Genomic DNA, 2059 nt, shown 5'->3' with positions numbered 1-2059 from the left:
TCGGCGTTGTCAGTTTGTCTTTAGTTTCAGTGATTAAGGCAGTAAAATTCAGTTAAGTTTGTATCGTAGCAAACGTGTTATGCAGGCGTTAAGTGCTTTTTTGTCGAAAAGTAGCAATCTAGATAAAAGTTGATTCATTTTTATAGGCGCTGTTAATTACCTATTATATAATCTACTTCTCACTAAAAATAAGAAATATAAAATTTCGTTAGATGGCAAGGTAAGAGGTTAAAAAATTGGAAGCTAAATTTACATTTTATAATATTGAGAAGTGTGGTTATTACACATTTGGTTCTACAGACCCAATTTTTAGTGGGGTAACGGATGTTTTTGCTAAATTAGCCTTATGGGGAGCAGATGGACGAGAATTAGAGAATACAACAACGTATGAGCATGATCGTGATAATGAAATAATGCGTACGTTTTATGTTGATTCGGCTACTTGTCCAGTAACAAACGACATATTTTTAACTTTATGGAATGAAGTTGAAAATGATAATGGTAAAATTTACGGAATGGCACCAAATAAAAAACCAGGGAATACGGAAATTCTTGAAACTGGTTTTGATGGCCTTGCTATACCTGGTTTTCCTAGTTATTTCTGGTTTTCACCAGAAAATAATGTTTTTGCATCGATCAAATTTGATCACTCTACGTCAGGTAAGAAGAATTTAGAACTTTATATGAATGGTTTTTTATCTAATAAGTCACCATATCGTGTGTTTAATGAGGAAGATGTAGTTATTGGTTATTCACAGGATGGAAAATATGCCAAAGGTTGTGATAAAAATCACCCTCGATTTTTAGCCAAAAAACGGAAAAACAACAAATTAGAAGCTGAACTTTTAGCTAATTTGTCTAATATTCGAAAATTTGTAAAGAAAGAATCATTACTTTATTCGACACCAGATGATAGGCAGCTTATTGAGCGTGTATTTTCTAGATTATTGGATAACCCGCCAGCATTTTCTAAATCTAAAGATATTATGCATGAAGTAGCCTTTGAACCATCAGCGGGGCAATTGAAAAAAATAATTTCTAACTTTTACGATAACGAAGATGAAACACTAAAAAATGCAGGATTTATTTACAATACTGGTAAAAGAGTTATGCTTAAAGGTATCAATGTTAGTTTCAAATTTAATTTAGATGTGACTAAATTTGAAGCTCATGTAATTAATGTTGAGGCTCTTTTAAAGGCTGTTCGTTTATCAAGAGTTGAGCTTTTGGCTGAAATGGAAAACCCAATAAGCACTCAGTAACGAAATTAAGGGGAGATAAATGACTAAATATTTTATGATTTTAGTTATCGCAGGTGTCATGTCATGGATAACTTACCCTGAAATAACTGCAATAAAATATGGAGATTACAAAGACTTAATTGGCGCGTTGCTAAATGTATCATCTATTATATTTGCGATTATCGGAGCGTGGATCGCAATTATTTACCCAAAAGCAATAGGGAAAACATTTGGTAATAATCTAAAATCAAATGAGTTTTATGCTCACCTGAATGAAAACAAAGGTGATTCTAATTATCTCTCTGAGTTGGTTGAGATTGTATTAGTATCAGCTGTTGTTTTAATTTGTGTATTGATTATTCAATTCCTATATCCAGTGGTTAGAGGAATGGGCTTTTTTGGATTAAATGTATCGATTTTGAAGTCTACAGGTTTTTTTATCCTTGCTACCTTGACTATTTGTCAACTTCATGCAGTTTTCAGAGTCATTCTTGCTAATTATTTTTTCCTTAATCAACTAAGGAAAAAAAACGTAGATGATGAAATAGATCGTCTGCATAAGTAAGTCGCACTTAACAAATGCATCAACACGATTTACTACACTCGGCATCCTCAGGTTGTCGGGTGTTTATCGTTTTAGGGCGTCAATTTTAAGTATTATTGTATAGTAGTAAACGTGTTATGCAGGCGTTATAATTTTTCTTAGTATTGCTGAATATTTATACTTGCACTATAATCGGTACAAAATTAAGTACAACTAAGGTGCTATTATGACTCGACTAAGATTAGACCAAGATATTCAACCACTTTCAGAATTC

The 2059-nt window shown here is 32.5% G+C and carries 2 protein-coding genes; both read left to right on the top strand.

Annotated elements, in window-relative coordinates; all coding sequences use genetic code 11:
* Positions 1 to 236 precede the first annotated feature (236 nt).
* Positions 237 to 1262 carry a hypothetical protein gene (locus PVK70_RS18600; RefSeq protein WP_130049463.1) on the top strand — a complete coding sequence of 342 codons (1026 nt, stop codon included), beginning with the start codon at positions 237 to 239 and terminating at the stop codon, positions 1260 to 1262.
* 19 nt (positions 1263 to 1281) lie between these two features.
* A complete protein-coding gene (locus tag PVK70_RS18595; protein WP_130049462.1) occupies positions 1282 to 1806 on the top strand; it encodes a hypothetical protein in 525 nt (174 codons plus the stop codon).
* Positions 1807 to 2059 lie beyond the last annotated feature (253 nt).

The sequence above is a fragment of the Aliivibrio sp. A6 genome (assembly GCF_028765505.1).
Lineage (GTDB): Bacteria > Pseudomonadota > Gammaproteobacteria > Enterobacterales > Vibrionaceae > Aliivibrio > Aliivibrio finisterrensis_A.
Note: the sequence above shows the minus strand (reverse complement) of the source record. Positions and strands in the feature narration are given on the sequence as shown.